Source organism: Pseudomonas sp. NPDC088890 (assembly GCF_044900155.1).
Taxonomy (GTDB): Bacteria; Pseudomonadota; Gammaproteobacteria; order Pseudomonadales; family Pseudomonadaceae; genus Aquipseudomonas; species Aquipseudomonas urmiensis.
This window is the reverse complement of the sequence record NZ_JBJDNG010000004.1, coordinates 387,911-404,181: the sequence shown is the minus strand read 5'-3', so window position 1 is coordinate 404,181 and position 16,271 is coordinate 387,911. Positions and strand designations below refer to the sequence as shown.

Genomic DNA, 16,271 nt, shown 5'->3' with positions numbered 1-16,271 from the left:
GTGGTACTTGTGGGGCTCAAACTTCTCTGTATTGGCATACCTCACAGGGCAGGAACCCGGACATGAAAGGCGACGTAAGCGTCATCCAGCATCTCAACAAGATCCTCGGAAACGAGCTGGTCGCGATCAACCAGTACTTCCTGCACGCCCGCATGTACGAAGATTGGGGCCTGAACAAGCTCGGCAAGCACGAGTACAAGGAATCGATCGATGAGATGAAGCACGCTGACAAACTGATCAAGCGTATTCTCTTCCTCGAAGGCATCCCGAACGTTCAAGACCTGGGCAAATTGCTGATCGGTGAGCACACCAAGGAAATGCTTGAGTGTGACCTGAAGATCGAGCAAAAAGGCCTGACCGACCTCAAGGCCGCCATCGCCCATTGCGAAACGGTCGGCGACTTCGGCTCGCGTGAAATGCTCGAAGACATCCTCGAATCCGAGGAAGAGCACATCGATTGGCTGGAAACCCAGCTGAGCCTGATCGACAAGATTGGCATCGAGAACTACCTGCAATCGCAGATGGGCGAAGAATAATCTTCTTCCAGATACGAAAAAGCCCCGCCAAGTGCGGGGCTTTTTCGTATCTGCCAGAGCGGCGTGACCGCTCCGGCATCAGCGTGTATCAGGCTTCGGAAGCCTTGGCCTTGGCGGCTGCTTCCTTGATCAGCGTTTGCAGCTCACCGTTCTCGAACATCTCGAGCACGATGTCGCTGCCGCCGACCAGCTCACCGGCCACCCACAGTTGCGGGAAGGTCGGCCAGTTGGCGTACTTGGGCAGGTTGGCGCGAATTTCTGGGTTCTGCAGGATGTCGACGTAGGCGAACTTCTCGCCGCACTGCATGACGGCCTGCGAGGCACGGGACGAGAAGCCGCACTGCGGGGCGTTCGGCGAGCCTTTCATGTAAAGCAGAATGGTGTTGTTGGCAATCTGCTCTTTGATTGTTTCGATGATATCCATGGAACACCTCGTCTGAACTTTCCGACTCGATGGTCGGCACGGTGACGCATTGTATCGGAAAGCTCAGCGGTGGGTCGACCAGCGTGCGGACAGATCGACCAATGCGTTGTAGCCGTCAATGTTATCGCGGGGCAAGCTCGCTCCCACGCAAGCGCTCGTAGACCTTACAGCACCTGAGTTGGAGCAGTTAGGGCAGCATTTGCGAAGGATGGTGGACGGTTCAATCTTTAGCAACGCCTAACAACGCCTAACAACGTGGGAGCGGGCTTGCCCCGCGATAGCGTCATCGCAAACAACGCTATCGCGGGGCAAGCCCGCTCCCACGTGCACCCACGTTAGCTAACAGAAGAGCCCCCATAGCAGAAGAATCAAGCCGCCTCCACCTTCACCGGCACCCCATTCAACGCTGCATTGCCCGACACTGCATCGCGCAAATGCTCATCGGTCAGGTCATTGGCACTCACTCCAGGCTGCGCCCCGGCGATGTGCAGCTGCACGCCCTGACGGCCATGCCCATAACCATGTGGCAAGCTGACCACGCCCGGCATCATTTCCTCACTCGATTGCACCTGAACCTCGACGACCCCAGTCCGCGAACGGATCCGCACCCATTGACCGTCCGTCAGCTGCCGCTGGGCGAGGTCCTGCGGGTGCATCAGTAACTGATGACGTGGCTTGCCTTTAACCAAGCGGTGGAAGTTATGCATCCAGGAGTTGTTGCTGCGCACATGTCGACGTCCTATCAACAGCAGCTCGTCCACCGCCGGTGGCACCTGCTCAGCCAACCGGCGCAGATCGTCCAGTAGCAACTGCGGCGCCGCTTCGACGGCTTGGCTGGGGGTGCGCAAACGCGCCGCCAGGTTCGGCTGTAACGGCCCGAGGTCGAGCCCGTGAGGAAACCGATCGAGGGTTTCCAACGACAAGCGCCATGGCGAGCCCTCGCCATGACGGCCTTTACGCAAAGCCAGGTCGATCATCTGGGCGGGCGGCAGGGTCGGCTTGAGTTCCACGCCAGCACGCTCGGCGAAGGCCTTGGCCAGGCCGACGAAAATCTCCCAGTCGTGCAGTGCACCCTCAGGCTTGGCCAGGATCGCCCGGTTGAAGCGCGTGACGTTACGCACGGCCAGCAGGTTAAAGGTGGTGTCGTAGTGATCGTTCTCCAACGCCGAGGTGGACGGCAGGATCAGGTCGGCATGGCGGGTAGTCTCGTTGATATACAGATCGATGCTAAGCATGAACTCTAGGCCCGCCAGCGCCTGGTCCAGCTGTCGGCCATTGGGCGTGGACAACACCGGGTTGCCGGCTACCGTTACCAAGGCCCTCACCTGCCCTTCGCCAGGCTCGAGCAGCTCTTCTGCCAAGGCTGCCACCGGCAACTCACCGCCATACTCCGGCAAGCCAGACACGCGACTTTGCCAGGCATTGAAGTGCCCACCGGCGGTACTGGCGACCAGATCCACCGCAGGTTCGGTGCACAACGCCCCGCCTTGGCGGTCAAGATTGCCGGTGACCAGGTTGATCACCTGCACCAGCCAATGGCACAAGCTACCAAAGGCCTGGGTCGAAACGCCCATACGCCCGTAACAGACGGCCCGCCGTGCGCCAGCGAACTCACGCGCCAGCAGGCGAATCTGCTCGGCGGCTACCCCGCATAATGGGCTCATGCGCTCAGCGCTGAACGGCGCAATCGCCTCGCGTACCTGCTCCAGGCCATTGACCGGCAAATGCGAGCCCTTGGCCAGATCCTCGCTGAACAGGGTATTGAGCAGGCCGCACAGCAACGCCGCGTCACCGCCTGGCCGAATGAACAGATGCCGATCAGCCATGTTGGCTGTCTCGCTGCGTCGAGGGTCGACCACCACAAGCCGCCCGCCCCGCGCCCGCAAGGCCTTCAAGCGTTTCTCGACATCCGGCACGGTCATGATGCTGCCGTTGGAGGCCAGCGGATTCCCCCCCAGAATCAGCATGTAATCGGTGTGGTCGATATCCGGGATCGGCAGCAACAGGCCGTGGCCGTACATCAGAAAGCTGGTCAGGTGCTGAGGCAACTGGTCCACCGAAGTGGCCGAAAAGCGATTGCGCGTCTTCAGCAGGCCGAGGAAGTAATTGCTGTGGGTCATCAAGCCGTAGTTGTGCACGCTGGGGTTGCCCTGGTACACGCCCACCGCATTGCGCCCATGACGTTGCTGGATGTCCCACAGTTTGTCGGCGGCCAAGGCAAACGCCTGGTCCCAGCCGATGGGCTCCCAGCGTTCGCCCACACGCCTGTGCGGCTGGCGCAGGCGGTCAGGGTCTTGCTGGATATCCTGCAGCGCCACCGCCTTGGGGCAGATATGGCCACGGCTGAACGGATCCTGAGGGTCGCCCTTGATCGAGGCAATGCGCGCCTGGCCGTCGCTTTCATGGGCGATCTCGATGTTCAGGCCGCAAATGGCCTCGCACAGGTGACAGGCTCGGTGATGCAGGGTCGTGGACATGGTCGCCTCTGCCTTGTTGTTGTGAGCCTTCGACTATGCGCCCACCCTCAACCTCTCGCCAGCCGGCTTTGCCGCGTGAATCGCACGCCATCAGGCATACGATTCGCGACACAGGGTTTGCCAACGCCCCCGCGCCCCGTGTACAACCCCTGTAGTAAATAAAAAACAGTACCCCAGCAGAGGGTTACGACACCCGTTGATACAGAGACGCGGTTTCCCCTCTTGGTTTCAGGCGACATTTAATTATAGTATTGCGCCTTTCCCCTATTTCGTCCGCCCCGTGCGGCTTACGCCGCAGGTCACTCCCGTTGTCAATAAAACCATACGGTCGACCTGCAAACCGTTGCAGATAAGGTAGTCAATCATGAGCGCTAGGCACTTTCTCTCCCTGATGGATTTCACTGCTGACGAATTGCTCGGCGTGATCCGTCGAGGCATCGAGCTGAAGGACCTGCGTAGTCGCGGCGTGCTGTTCGAGCCGCTGAAGAACCGCGTGCTTGGGATGATTTTCGAAAAATCATCTACCCGTACCCGCCTGTCGTTCGAAGCCGGCATGATCCAGCTCGGCGGCCAGGCTATCTTCCTGTCGCCTCGTGACACTCAACTGGGCCGTGGCGAGCCGATTTCCGATAGCGCCATCGTCATGTCGCGCATGCTCGATGCGGTGATGATCCGTACCCATCACCACAGCATCCTCACCGAGTTCGCCGCGCATTCGCGGGTGCCGGTGATCAATGGCCTGTCCGATGAGTCGCACCCCTGCCAACTGCTGGCCGACATGCAAACCTATCTGGAGCACCGCGGCTCGATCCAGGGCAAGACCGTGGCCTGGATCGGCGATGGCTACAACATGTGCAACTCCTACATCGAGGCCGCCCAGCAGTTCGACTTCCAGCTGCGCATCGCCTGCCCCGAGGGCTACGAGCCCGATCCACGCTTCCTGGCATTGGCCGGCGAGCGTGTGCAGATCGTTCGTGATCCCAAGCAAGCCGTCGCTGGCGCGCACCTGGTAACTACCGATGTCTGGACTTCCATGGGCCAAGAAGAGGAAACTGCACGGCGCCTGGCGCATTTCGCGCCTTACCAGGTCAACCGCGAACTGCTCGACCTGGCAGCACCCGATGCCCTGTTCATGCATTGCCTGCCCGCCCACCGTGGCGAGGAAATCAGCCAGGACCTGCTCGACGACCCGCGTTCGGTCGCTTGGGACCAGGCTGAAAACCGCCTGCATGCGCAGAAGGCCCTTCTCGAATTCCTTGTCGAACCGGCTTACCACCACGCATGAGTCAACCGCTACTGCTTAACCTGCGCAACCTGGCCTGCGGCTATGGCAACCAGCGCATCGTCCAGAACCTCAACTTGCACCTCAATGCAGGCGACATCGGTTGCCTGCTGGGGTCCTCGGGTTGCGGCAAGACCACCACCCTGCGTGCCATTGCCGGCTTCGAGCCGGTGCACGAGGGTGAGATCCAGCTCGCGGGCGAAGTGATTTCGCGCGCAGGCTTTACCCTGTCGCCGGAAAAACGCCGGATCGGCATGGTGTTCCAGGACTACGCGCTGTTCCCCCACCTGACCGTGGCGCAGAACATTGCCTTCGGCATTGGCAAGCACCCGCGCCAGGGTGAAGTGGTCGAGGAGATGCTCGAGCTGGTCAAGCTCGGTGGCCTCGGTGGGCGCTATCCGCATGAGTTGTCCGGTGGCCAGCAACAGCGCGTGGCCCTGGCCCGCGCGTTGGCCCCTGAGCCGCAATTGCTGCTGCTCGATGAGCCTTTTTCCAACCTCGACGTCGAACTGCGTCGGCGCCTGAGCCATGAAGTGCGCGACATTCTCAAAAGCCGCGGCACCAGCGCCATTCTGGTCACCCATGACCAGGAAGAGGCATTCGCCGTCAGCGATCAGGTCGGAGTGTTCAAGGAAGGTCGCCTGGAGCAGTGGGACACGCCCTACAACCTCTACCACGAACCGCAGACGCCCTTCGTTGCCAGCTTCATCGGCCAGGGCTACTTCATCCGTGGCCAGATGATCAGCCATGAGGCAGTCAATACTGAACTGGGCGAACTGTGCGGCAACCGTGCCTATATCATGGCGCCGGGCAGCTCGGTGGACGTGCTGCTGCGCCCGGACGACATCGTCCATGCGCCAGACAGCGAACTGCGCGCGAGCATCGTCGGCAAGAGCTTCCTCGGTGCGTCGACCTTGTACCGCCTGCAACTGGCTACCGGTAGCCAGCTCGAGGCGATTTTCCCCAGCCATGTCGACCATCAGGTCGGCCAGGATGTGGGGATTGCAGTGAAGGCCGATCACCTGGTGTTGTTCGCTGTGCCTGGCAGTGTCGCGGCGCAGTTGCCACGTCAGGAGAATGGCGTTCGCCGCTACAGCTCGGCAACCTGACAAGCCGCTCCTTACAGCGCTGAGCCTATAGGAGCAGCTGGCTTTGCCTGCAATGGCCTGCGCAGCAGGCCGTTATCCATGACTAGCCCCGGCCAATCTCGGCAAAGGTGCCTTGGGTATGCTCAGCCAGCACTGCTGCAGCCAGCTCCACCTCCAACCCACGCCGCCCAGCACTGACGTGAATCGTTTCGAACTGTTGCGCTGATTGATCGATAAACGTGCGCAAACGCTTCTTCTGCCCCAACGGGCTGATCCCGCCAACCAGGTATCCGGTGGCCCGCTGTGCCGCAGCCGGATCAGCCATCTCGCACTTCTTGACCCGGGCCGCCTGCGCCAACGCTTTGAGGTCCAAGGTGCCACCCACCGGCACCACCGCCACCAACAACTCACCTTTCTCGCTGCTGGCCAGTAGTGTCTTGAATACCTGCACAGGGTCTAGCCCAAGCTTTTCCGCCGCTTCCAGGCCATAAGAAGCAGATTTGGGATCATGTTCATAGCTGTGCACGCGGTGTTCGGCGCGGGCCTTTTTCAGCAGATCGAGAGCGGGGGTCATGCAGGGCTCCGAGCAAGTACAGGTCGGCGGCTACTTTAGGTGAAAAGGCTTGAGCCAGCCAGTCTGTCGCCAGATCGCGGCGAGTTATCGGAATAGTCACTCTTGTTGCAGTTAGTCAGATTATGGCTGACCGTTCACTTTCGACCTTTGACATGAGCGTTTCTTGCCTATATTTTTTCGTTTCTGAATAAATGGTGCACTTTTAAGGTGCGCTTTCGCTTATCCGCCCGGGGTCAATGGGGATCGACTCTGGGCCTTGCTGTCGAGCGCCTTGCGCCTCACAACAACAAGAACCGAGGTCATACATGACGACTGCTCTACGCGAACCAACGCTTTCCGGCCAATGCATGGCCGAATTCCTGGGCACGGCCCTACTTATCTTTTTCGGCACAGGTTGCGTCGCTGCGCTCAAGGTCGCTGGCGCCAGCTTCGGCCTGTGGGAAATCAGCATCATCTGGGGGGTCGGCGTGAGCATGGCGATCTACCTCACCGCCGGGGTTTCCGGCGCGCACTTGAACCCAGCGGTGAGCATTGCCTTGAGCCTGTTCGCGGGCTTCGACAAGCGCAAACTGCCCTTCTATATCCTTGCCCAGGTCTGTGGCGCCTTCTGCGGCGCCGCCCTGGTCTACACCCTGTACAGCACTCTGTTCTTCGATTTCGAACAGGCCCACGCCATGTTGCGTGGCAGCGAGGCAAGCCTGGAACTGGCCTCGGTGTTCTCCACCTATGCCCATCCAGCCCTGTCGATCGGCCAGGCATTTTTGGTCGAGATGATCATCACGGCCATTCTCATGGCGGTGATCATGGCCCTGACCGATGACAACAACGGCCTGCCCCGCGGGGCGATGGCGCCACTGCTGATCGGCCTACTGATTGCGGTTATTGGCAGTGCCATGGGCCCGCTCACCGGCTTTGCGATGAACCCTGCCCGAGATTTCGGCCCAAAACTGATGACTTTCCTCGCTGGCTGGGGCGAAATCGCCTTTACCGGCGGGCGCGACATTCCCTATTTCCTGGTTCCGGTGTTCGCACCGATCGTGGGCGCATGCCTGGGCGCGGCGGTTTACCGCGGCCTGATCGCGCGCAATTTGCCGATGGCGCAAACCGCGAACCTGCAAACAGACGATAATCCCCAGAGCGATGCGCAGGTGTCCTGATTCGGACACCTAAACGCATGCCGGGCCGATTGCCCGGCCAGCCTGACCTAACCCTTTTTGTGCAAGGCCACCGACATGACAGACACCCAGGACAAGAACTACATCATCGCCCTGGACCAGGGCACCACCAGTTCGCGGGCCATCATTTTCGACCGTGACGCCAATGTGGTCGGCACCTCCCAGCGCGAGTTCGCCCAGCACTACCCACAGGCCGGCTGGGTCGAGCACGACCCAATGGAAATCTTCGCCACCCAGAGCGCGACCATGGTCGAGGCCCTGGCCCAGGCGGGTATCAGTCACGCCCAGGTCGCTGCAATCGGCATCACCAACCAGCGCGAAACCACCGTGGTCTGGGACAAGGAAACCGGCCGCCCGGTCTACAACGCTATCGTCTGGCAGTGCCGACGCAGCACCGAGATCTGCGCCCAGCTCAAGCGCGACGGCCATGAAAGCTATATCCGCGAGACCACCGGCCTGGTCACCGACCCGTACTTCTCTGGCACCAAGCTCAAATGGATCCTGGATAACGTCGAAGGTGTACGCGAGCGCGCCGAGCGTGGCGAGTTGCTGTTCGGCACTGTCGATACCTGGCTGATCTGGAAATTCTCCGGCGGCAAGGTGCATGTCACCGACTACACCAACGCCTCGCGCACCTTGATGTTCAACATCCATACCCTGCAATGGGACGAGAAACTCCTGCAACTGCTCGGCGTACCGCGCCAGATGCTGCCGCAGGTGCGCTCCTCCTCCGAGGTCTACGGCAAGACCAAGAGCGGCATCGACATCGCCGGTATCGCTGGTGACCAGCAGTCGGCGTTGTTCGGCCAGATGTGCGTGGAGGCCGGTCAGGCCAAGAACACCTACGGCACCGGCTGTTTCCTGCTGATGAACACGGGCGACAAAGCCGTGACCTCGTCGCATGGCCTGCTCACCACCATCGCCTGCGGCCCGCGCGGCGAAGTGGCCTATGCGCTGGAGGGCGCGGTCTTCAATGGCGGCTCGACCGTGCAGTGGCTGCGTGACGAACTGAAGATCGTCAACGATGCGCTGGACACCGAGTACTTTGCCAGCAAGGTCAAGGACAGCAACGGCGTCTACCTGGTACCGGCCTTTACCGGCCTGGGCGCGCCGTACTGGGATCCGTATGCCCGTGGCGCGTTGTTCGGCCTGACCCGTGGAGTCAAGGTCGATCACATCATCCGCGCAGCGCTCGAGTCGATCGCCTACCAGACCCGCGACGTGCTCGACGCCATGCAGCAAGACTGCGGCCAGCGCCTGAGCGAGCTGCGCGTGGACGGCGGCGCGGTGGCCAACAACTTCCTCATGCAGTTCCAGGCCGATATCCTCGGCACCTGTGTCGAGCGGCCGCAGATGCGCGAGACCACCGCCCTGGGCGCCGCTTACCTGGCGGGCCTGGCATGCGGTTTCTGGAGCGGCCTGGACGAGTTGCGCGACAAGGCGATCATCGAGCGCGAATTCAGCCCACAGCTGGATGAGACGCAGAAAGAGAAGCTCTATGCTGGCTGGAAGAAAGCCATCGAGCGTACCCGTGATTGGGAAGATCACGAGGCCTGATTCAGCCTTCATCGACCAATCGCGGGGCAAGCCCGCTCCCACGTGCGCTTATGCTGAACACGTGGGAGCGGGCTGGCCCGCGATGACCTGGGCGAGCTTCCTTTGCTGGCCGTCATCCCTTTCCTACGGCATCATTGCAGCATTTGTCCGGCAGCCCCAAAGGACCGCCCATGAATCTGCCCCCCCGCCAACAACAAATCCTCGAACTGGTGCGCGAACGCGGCTACGTCAGTATCGAAGAAATGGCGCAGTTGTTCGTCGTTACCCCGCAAACCATCCGCCGCGACATCAACCAACTGGCCGAGATCAACCTGCTGCGCCGTTACCACGGTGGTGCGGCGTACGACTCAAGCATCGAGAACACGGCCTACGCCATGCGCGCAGACCAGATGCGCGATGAGAAACAGCGTATCGCTGAAGCCGTGGCCCTGCAGATTCCCGATCACGCTTCGGTGTTCATCAATATCGGCACCACCACCGAATCGATCGCCCGCGCGCTGCTCAATCACAACCACCTCAAGGTCATCACCAATAACCTGCACGTCGCCTCGATCCTCAGCACCAAGGACGATTTCGAAGTCTTGGTGGCCGGCGGCACGGTGCGCCGCGATGGGGGTGTGGTCGGTCAGGCCAGCGTCGACTTCATCAACCAGTTCAAGGTCGACTTCGCCCTGGTGGGCATCAGCGGTATCGATGAAGATGGCAGCCTGCTCGATTTCGATTACCAGGAAGTGCGCGTATCCCAGGCGATCATCGCCAATGCACGCCAGGTCATCCTCGCCGCCGACTCCAGCAAGTACGGACGCAATGCCATGGTCCGCCTGGGTTCGATCAACCTGGTCGACTGCCTGGTAACCGACCAGCCCCCCTCCCCCGCGTTGAACCAGTTACTGGCCCAGCACAAGATTCGCCTCGAAGTGGTGTGAGCGGCGTTAGGGCCGCCTTGCGGCCCCAAGATCCTGGGCTCAAGCACGCTCGTCGCAAATGTTCATAAATGTTCACTTTCTTGTCATCTGATCAGTTTTTTCTATGAAGACTGACTGGCGATAGCCGTTCTGTTGCGCTAGTATTTTCGGAAACGAACATTGATGTTCATATTCGATGTGAACAGCCTTCAGGAGGCCTGCCCGTGTCCCAGCCCGTTTCGTCCCAGCCTACCCTCGCCGACTGCTACGATCTTGCCGTGATCGGTGGCGGTATCAATGGTGTGGGCATTGCCGCCGATGCAGCCGGACGTGGCCTGAAAGTGTTCCTTTGCGAAAAGGACGATCTGGCCCAGCATACCTCCTCCGCCAGCAGCAAACTGATCCATGGCGGCTTGCGTTACCTGGAGCACTACGAGTTTCGCCTGGTGCGTGAGGCCTTGGCCGAGCGTGAAGTGTTGCTGGCCAAGGCGCCGCATATCGTCAAGCCGATGCGTTTCGTCCTGCCTCATCGCCCGCACCTGCGCCCGGCCTGGATGATTCGCGCTGGCCTGTTCCTTTACGATCACCTGGGCAAGCGTAAACGCCTGGGAGCTTCGCGCAGCCTGCGCTTTGGCCCTGGCAACCCGCTCAAGCCGGCCATCATCCGCGGTTTCGAATATGCCGACTGCGCCGTCGACGATGCGCGCCTGGTGGTACTCAACGCCATGGCTGCGCGTGAAAAAGGCGCCGATATTCATACCCGCACCCGCTGCCTGCGTGCCGAGCGCATCGATGGCCTGTGGCAAGTTGAATTGCAGCACGCCGATGGCAGCCTGCGGACCATCCGCGCCCGCGCCTTGGTCAATGCCGCAGGCCCCTGGGTCGCCAGCTTCATCAAAGACGATCTCAAGCTCGATGCGCCATACGGTATCCGCTTGATTCAAGGCAGCCACATCATCGTGCCGCGCCTATACGAAGGCGAGCACGCCTACATCCTGCAGAATGAAGATCAGCGCATTGTTTTCGCTATCCCCTACCTCGAGCGTTTCACCCTGATCGGCACCACCGACCGTGAATACAGCGGCGACCCGGCGCAAGTGAAAATCACCGAAGGCGAAACCGACTACCTGCTAAAGGTGGTGAACCAGCATTTCAACCACCAACTCAGCCGTGCCGACATCCTGCACACCTACTCCGGCGTGCGCCCGCTGTGCAATGACGAATCGGATAACCCTTCGGCAGTGACTCGTGACTACACCCTAGCGTTGTCCGCCAGTGAAGGCCTGGCGCCACTGCTGTCAGTATTTGGCGGCAAGCTTACGACCTACCGTAAACTGGCTGAGTCGGCCATGACCGAACTCAAGCCCTTCTTCACTCAGATGCGCGAAAGCTGGACCGCCGAGAGCCCCCTGCCCGGCGGCGAGAACATGACCGAAACACAAGCCCTGGTCGATTCCCTCCTCGCACACCATGACTGGCTGCCTGTGGACATCGCCAAACGTTGGGCAAGCACCTATGGCAGCCGCGTATGGCGGCTGCTGGAAGATACTCAAGGGCCGGCGGACCTGGGCCAGACGATCGGCGGCGGCTTGTTCACACGCGAGGTAGACTACCTACGCAACCAAGAATGGGCCGTGACTGGCGAAGATATTCTTTGGCGCCGCACCAAGCTGGGCCTGTTCACCTCTACGGCGGAGCAACAGGCGCTGGTCGATTACCTGAAGCAAGTAGCAGATCACAGCGCGGGGATCCGCGCTGCCTGACGGGAATTGACGCAGCGCTTCGCCTATCGCGACGTGCTGCGTCAATACCTGAGCACCTTACAAGGGCCAACGCGCATACGCCTCTACCGTCAAACGCTTGATGAGTGCGGTTTCCTGCGTTTCCAACTGCTGCTTTAACTCATTACACCGCTCCAGGTACGTGTTCTCATCAATCTGATTACTCTCCACTTGTAATGCGTACTGCTCCAGCGTTTGCTGCTGAGCATCGACCAATGCTCTGAATTGCAAGAAATAGATCTGTCGCAGGTAATCCTGCCAGAAGGGCTGATCTGCCAGCGATTGCACCAGTTGCTCGGTGGATTCCGCAGAAAGAATTTCGACCCTGGCACTGTCGATATCTTCCGCCGTCACAAAAGAATGATCCTCAAAGTGCATACGCAGCGGTTGAGCTGGCAACTTCAGCCGCGTGGCCAGCCTTGTTCGGTATGCCAGGTAAGTTTCGATGTCGTCGATCCGCTCCAGGTTGCGCGGCTCGTTCGCGTTCACCTCCCTCAGCCACTCCAGTTTACGTGCAGCAATCCTGTCCACCTGCTGCAAGCGAAACAGCGAACGCCCAAGTCTTATCAAAGCGGCCTCACTCTGCATCTGGGCCAAACCTGCCATCTCGCGATGAACCAGTACACGGATTTCCATCTGGCTGAGTAGCCATAGCAGCCTGTCCTCACAGGTGGCCATTCCGCCCGCCTGCTCGAACAATAGCTCGCGCAACTCGCCATTTTGCTCGCATGCCTCGATGATGTTCCACACCCTTGCCCGGTAGTACGCGGGATGTTTCAGATAATCAGAAGATCGTGCGAAATCACGCAAAAAGCGGAAAAAGTCATTCGCTCCAGGCTCACTGCGCAGGTTACTCCATAACGCTTCGCGCTCAGCGCGCAATGCTGAGGACGAACCTACCAGCCATCTAGACATCTCAGCTTGCAGAATCAGGTGATGCCGATAATAAGGACTGTGTTGAACAGCATGACCAGATGCAGTCGATGGAGCCGGTTGTTCATTCAGCAGAGCCTCACTGGCCTCATTCAATGGATTGTCGTGCAGTGCCATTTGCCGCAAGCGGGCCTGCAGCCCCTGAAGGTCGCGATTGACTTCGCGAATCTGGTTCTCTCGCAGATCGGCAATGCCTCGCCAAGGCAACTGCTGAACCTCAGCTGGCAGCTCTGTAATGGCCGCCCCACGCATCTGTACCCAACGCAAGTTGAGTAAGTGCCTCACCTGCGGTGCATCTCGCAACGGGTTGTAATTGAGCCCAAGTATCTCCAAATGCAACAACGTACTGAGCCGTTGGCTGTCCGCTGGCGTCATCACTAGCTGGTTGTTATCGAGGCGTAAAATGCGAAGCTCGGTCAATTGCTCTACACCCGACGGGATAGACACCAGCCGATTGCTGCTCAGATAGAGCTCCGTAAGGTTCGGAAAACGCCCGAGAAAATCAGCATCGACAGTCTCCAGATCCATATCGAGCAACGCCAGGCGTGTCACATGGTTGAAGGTAATGTCTGGAGGCAAGTCAGGCAGGCTTGCTACACGCTCGCCACGGATTTCCAGCTCGTAGCTGCCATCCATCCGCAGTCGCAACTTGCGCCGCCAGCAGCGCCTGATAGCGCTGGCCACCCTGCTGCGCCTGAGAAGATCCAATACGTTTCCATAATCGGACTGCCAAGTCGTCAGCGCTTCGCTCAATGCCATCCATTGCTCATGCAACGCTCGGTAGTGAGTCCACGGATCAACACCTTGGGCAGTCAAATTGAGCATGTACCGCTGCAATTGCGTATCGTCGAGGGTTGGGAATACTTGCAGAATTCCGCGCCTGCCAGCCGCGGTTCGGGTTTCGCCCCGCCCACTGAGCGGGTAGCCGAGCCGACCATCGGCAAAGCGCAAGGGGGGGCGAACACCACTGGCGATAGGCGTCTGCCCTATGAGCCTCGATGCCAAGTCACGGTGAACTCGCGCGTGCCCCGCTAGCCGGTCGGTCAATTGCTGATCGTCCAGCATGGCATTGCCCAGGCGCACTTTCTGCTCATCGCTCATGCACAGAAGAAGAGCGTGCATCAGGCTGTTGCTGGGTGTTGCCGGACGGCGGGAGTCTACGGTAGCGTCATGAACGCTGTAGCCCTGCCCTTCCCGCACGATGTAACGGGTTTGTTGTGCCACCCCTGAGCCCACCTGCCCCTGCAAGAGGCCCTGCGTTGAACCAACACGAAGTTCGATACGCAGCCTATCTGGCCAGGGGGCTAGCTCATGGACCAAGCCGATCGCCAGCCTTTCAGTATCACCATTGATCGCCTGCTGCTGACGCAAACCGGCGCATGCACGATCCAGCCGACTGTCATGCAGGAACCAGCGAATTCTCTCAGCCATCACCAACGGTACGCGCCCGCTGGAGCGCAGTTGTTCAAGGTGCAGATTGTCGACCTGCTTGCGTATCTCCTTTGCCCCTCGCACCGAAAGCCCAGGAAATGATCGTCGGATCAATGCATCTTCAACTTCCTCCGCCTCTTGGGCCGCAGCGACCAGCAGCTCGAATGCATCCGCCTCCATGGCGGGATGGAGGGCGTGCAGGTGATGGCGATCATACGCATCCAGTAGCCGAGCAGGCGCCGGGGCGTGCTCCACATGCAATTGGCGCAGCCGCTCCTCGTCAAAACCTGTGCAATCGAGTACCGCTGTTGCCTGTTCCGGCGTCATGTCAAAAAATGCTGCTGCCAGCCGACGCAACAATTGCAGTTCACCTGTCCATTCCTGAGGCAGCTCCAGCGCATGACGCCACCCACCACTGCCATTGCGTTCAAGCAACGGTCTGTATGCACCATCGCGCTTTGGATGGCGGATCACCAAATCCTTGCCGTTTTGCGAACGCGCCATCTGGAAGGTGCCCTCGTGGAATTGCACTTGAGTTCGTCCCAGGTGACTCTCGCCCTGCCCCGGCGACACGCCCGGGGATTGGTCGACCTGGTAAGGCGTCATGTCAAACGAGCACAGTTTCAATCGCCCACTCTCAACTAACACAGGGGTCAATTTGCGCAAAAAGGTCACCCCGACCCCCACCGCCGCTCCCAGCGCCAGGTTTTGCGCAACCGCAAACACATGACCCAGGGCAGCCTCACGGTCGCCTAGCCGCCAATCCTGATAGCCTTCGTAGACTTCGTCGGCGACCTGAAACGCTGCAACACCCAGCATCAGCTCGCCCAGTACAGGTATGAATAGCCCGGCCAAGCCCAACAGCGCCAGGCCGGTATTTTCATAGTTGGCCAGGCGCCGACGTCGGCTGGCGGCATCTTCATCGTCTGTGGGCACCACCAGCACCCTGGCATCGTCGATTATCTTGTCGATGTACAAGGCTCGAAGATGAGCAAACAACGGTTGGTCCAGGGGAAAATGGCGACCATCGAGTTCAAGTGCGGTGCCTGTCGCGGTCTTGGCCCGAAGACGCTCAAGTTTGGCGCTGAAGTCCATACGCTCGCGCTCGCCAATGAAACGCATGAAAAACGTCTCATAACTCGACTCACGCAAGCGCTGTCCCAAATCTGCATAGAGTGCGGCCCAGGAGGCATACTGCCGAACCGGCTTGTCAGCATCGCCAGGAATCCAAACGATTAGACCGCTTGGGGCAGCATCTCTGTGGTCACGCGTTTCGACCACCACCACCCCTTTGACACATTTACCAAGCACGAACAGCTGCCTACAGACAAGCACCGTGGTGTCGGCAGCTACGATCGGCTTTGGCGCGACAACTCTGAGCATCTGTAGATAGCTGCGCTCATCAATGTCTGCTTTGAAAAAGGCGATACGTACCGCAGCATCCAATGCCGTGCGCTGCGCCTCTTCAAACACTATCTCGATCTCTCGCCGAGCATGCCCTGGGGTGCCGCCCTCCTTGTCAGCCGGCAGCAAGTGCTCACGCAATACCCGTTGATAGTTGCCGCCTAAGTCCAGCTGACGGCAAAGCTTGGCGAACAACGCAAACGAAATGGGCAGCAAGGTGCCTGATGCAGCCTCTACCCGCCGGCGGACACGCGGCCTGGCGACAATTTCATCTGCAGCAAAGTTGTGCATTGCCGCAGACAGCAGTGGCACTGAGTCTGTGCGCACCGTGATCTCCAAAGGGGGCAGAGGAAAAATGCTTGGATAAGACTTGCGTACCACTGTACACAGCTGCGCCGACCTTACATCGACATGGAAGTTGTATTTCTGGGTAAGGGCTTGCTCCAACAGCGGTGCGCAAAACTCTGCCAGCTCGGGGAGACCACTCAGCAGCCGTTTCAATCGTTCGGCACTTTGCTGCTGCCCAATCAACGCAAGATGTAGCTCCTCGAGCGCATCACCGGGGGCATTTTTCAGCCAATCGGGTAACTGCCTGGCGATCAACGCATCTATTGAGTCGGAGGGAAGTTCGTGAACAGCCTGCTCAGGGGTATCGTTCATAGGGTGCCTCTCTATTCTTGAGAAGCGAACAGCAAGCCTCGAAC

The 16,271-nt window shown here is 59.7% G+C and carries 11 protein-coding genes; 7 read left to right on the top strand and 4 right to left on the bottom strand.

The window, feature by feature from the left end:
• Positions 1-62: 62 nt before the first annotated feature.
• On the top strand, positions 63-536 hold the full coding sequence (bfr, locus tag ACI2JX_RS12020; protein ID WP_186556206.1) for a bacterioferritin: 474 nt from the start codon (positions 63-65) through the stop codon (positions 534-536).
• A gap of 88 nt (positions 537-624) precedes the next feature.
• Here bfr and grxD read toward each other — a convergent pair whose 3' ends face one another.
• Together grxD and ACI2JX_RS12010 are read right to left on the bottom strand one after the other, a co-directional pair.
• Positions 625-960, bottom strand: a complete 336-nt coding sequence (gene grxD / locus ACI2JX_RS12015; protein WP_312151734.1) for a Grx4 family monothiol glutaredoxin — start codon at positions 958-960, stop codon at positions 625-627.
• Positions 961-1,328: 368 nt separating this feature from the next.
• Entirely contained in the window at positions 1,329-3,437 is a 2,109-nt protein-coding gene (locus ACI2JX_RS12010) for a molybdopterin oxidoreductase family protein (RefSeq protein ID WP_404690136.1), read from the bottom strand.
• A 364-nt stretch (positions 3,438-3,801) separates the two neighbouring features.
• Between ACI2JX_RS12010 and argF the strand changes: the two genes are divergently transcribed.
• Positions 3,802-4,722, top strand: a complete 921-nt coding sequence (argF, locus tag ACI2JX_RS12005; RefSeq protein ID WP_404690135.1) for an ornithine carbamoyltransferase — start codon at positions 3,802-3,804, stop codon at positions 4,720-4,722.
• On the top strand, positions 4,719-5,828 hold the full coding sequence (locus ACI2JX_RS12000) for an ABC transporter ATP-binding protein (protein ID WP_186556203.1): 1,110 nt from the start codon (positions 4,719-4,721) through the stop codon (positions 5,826-5,828). Before argF ends, ACI2JX_RS12000 begins: the two co-directional genes overlap by 4 nt.
• A gap of 82 nt (positions 5,829-5,910) precedes the next feature.
• Here the strand turns inward: ACI2JX_RS12000 and ybaK are convergent, their stop codons facing one another.
• A complete protein-coding gene (ybaK, locus tag ACI2JX_RS11995; RefSeq protein WP_264236327.1) occupies positions 5,911-6,381 on the bottom strand; it encodes a Cys-tRNA(Pro) deacylase in 471 nt (156 codons plus the stop codon).
• Positions 6,382-6,686: 305 nt separating this feature from the next.
• On the opposite strand from ybaK, the gene ACI2JX_RS11990 reads away from it, so the two are divergent.
• From ACI2JX_RS11990 to glpD, 4 genes are all read left to right on the top strand, one after another.
• Entirely contained in the window at positions 6,687-7,538 is an 852-nt protein-coding gene (locus ACI2JX_RS11990) for an MIP/aquaporin family protein (RefSeq protein WP_264236326.1), read from the top strand.
• A gap of 75 nt (positions 7,539-7,613) precedes the next feature.
• A complete protein-coding gene (gene glpK / locus ACI2JX_RS11985; protein ID WP_404690134.1) occupies positions 7,614-9,113 on the top strand; it encodes a glycerol kinase GlpK in 1,500 nt (499 codons plus the stop codon).
• Between the two features lie 170 nt (positions 9,114-9,283).
• Positions 9,284-10,039 carry a DeoR/GlpR family transcriptional regulator gene (locus ACI2JX_RS11980; RefSeq protein WP_264236325.1) on the top strand — a complete coding sequence of 252 codons (756 nt, stop codon included), beginning with the start codon at positions 9,284-9,286 and terminating at the stop codon, positions 10,037-10,039.
• A gap of 203 nt (positions 10,040-10,242) precedes the next feature.
• Entirely contained in the window at positions 10,243-11,781 is a 1,539-nt protein-coding gene (gene glpD / locus ACI2JX_RS11975; protein ID WP_404690133.1) for a glycerol-3-phosphate dehydrogenase, read from the top strand.
• 57 nt (positions 11,782-11,838) lie between these two features.
• Here the strand turns inward: glpD and ACI2JX_RS11970 are convergent, their stop codons facing one another.
• On the bottom strand, positions 11,839-16,227 hold the full coding sequence (locus ACI2JX_RS11970) for an NEL-type E3 ubiquitin ligase domain-containing protein (protein WP_404690132.1): 4,389 nt from the start codon (positions 16,225-16,227) through the stop codon (positions 11,839-11,841).
• Positions 16,228-16,271: the final 44 nt, after the last annotated feature.

What these genes read in the sequence shown, in the direction of transcription:
- glpK (WP_404690134.1), top strand. Translation starts at nt 7,614, where the DNA reads ATGACAGACACCCAGGACAAGAACTACATCATCGCCCTGGACCAGGGC.
- ACI2JX_RS12000 (WP_186556203.1), top strand. Translation starts at nt 4,719, where the DNA reads ATGAGTCAACCGCTACTGCTTAACCTGCGCAACCTGGCCTGCGGCTAT.
- bfr (WP_186556206.1), top strand. Translation starts at nt 63, where the DNA reads ATGAAAGGCGACGTAAGCGTCATCCAGCATCTCAACAAGATCCTCGGA.
- ACI2JX_RS12010 (WP_404690136.1), bottom strand. Translation starts at nt 3,437, where the DNA reads ATGTCCACGACCCTGCATCACCGAGCCTGTCACCTGTGCGAGGCCATT.
- ACI2JX_RS11990 (WP_264236326.1), top strand. Translation starts at nt 6,687, where the DNA reads ATGACGACTGCTCTACGCGAACCAACGCTTTCCGGCCAATGCATGGCC.
- argF (WP_404690135.1), top strand. Translation starts at nt 3,802, where the DNA reads ATGAGCGCTAGGCACTTTCTCTCCCTGATGGATTTCACTGCTGACGAA.
- ybaK (WP_264236327.1), bottom strand. Translation starts at nt 6,381, where the DNA reads ATGACCCCCGCTCTCGATCTGCTGAAAAAGGCCCGCGCCGAACACCGC.
- grxD (WP_312151734.1), bottom strand. Translation starts at nt 960, where the DNA reads ATGGATATCATCGAAACAATCAAAGAGCAGATTGCCAACAACACCATT.
- ACI2JX_RS11980 (WP_264236325.1), top strand. Translation starts at nt 9,284, where the DNA reads ATGAATCTGCCCCCCCGCCAACAACAAATCCTCGAACTGGTGCGCGAA.
- ACI2JX_RS11970 (WP_404690132.1), bottom strand. Translation starts at nt 16,227, where the DNA reads ATGAACGATACCCCTGAGCAGGCTGTTCACGAACTTCCCTCCGACTCA.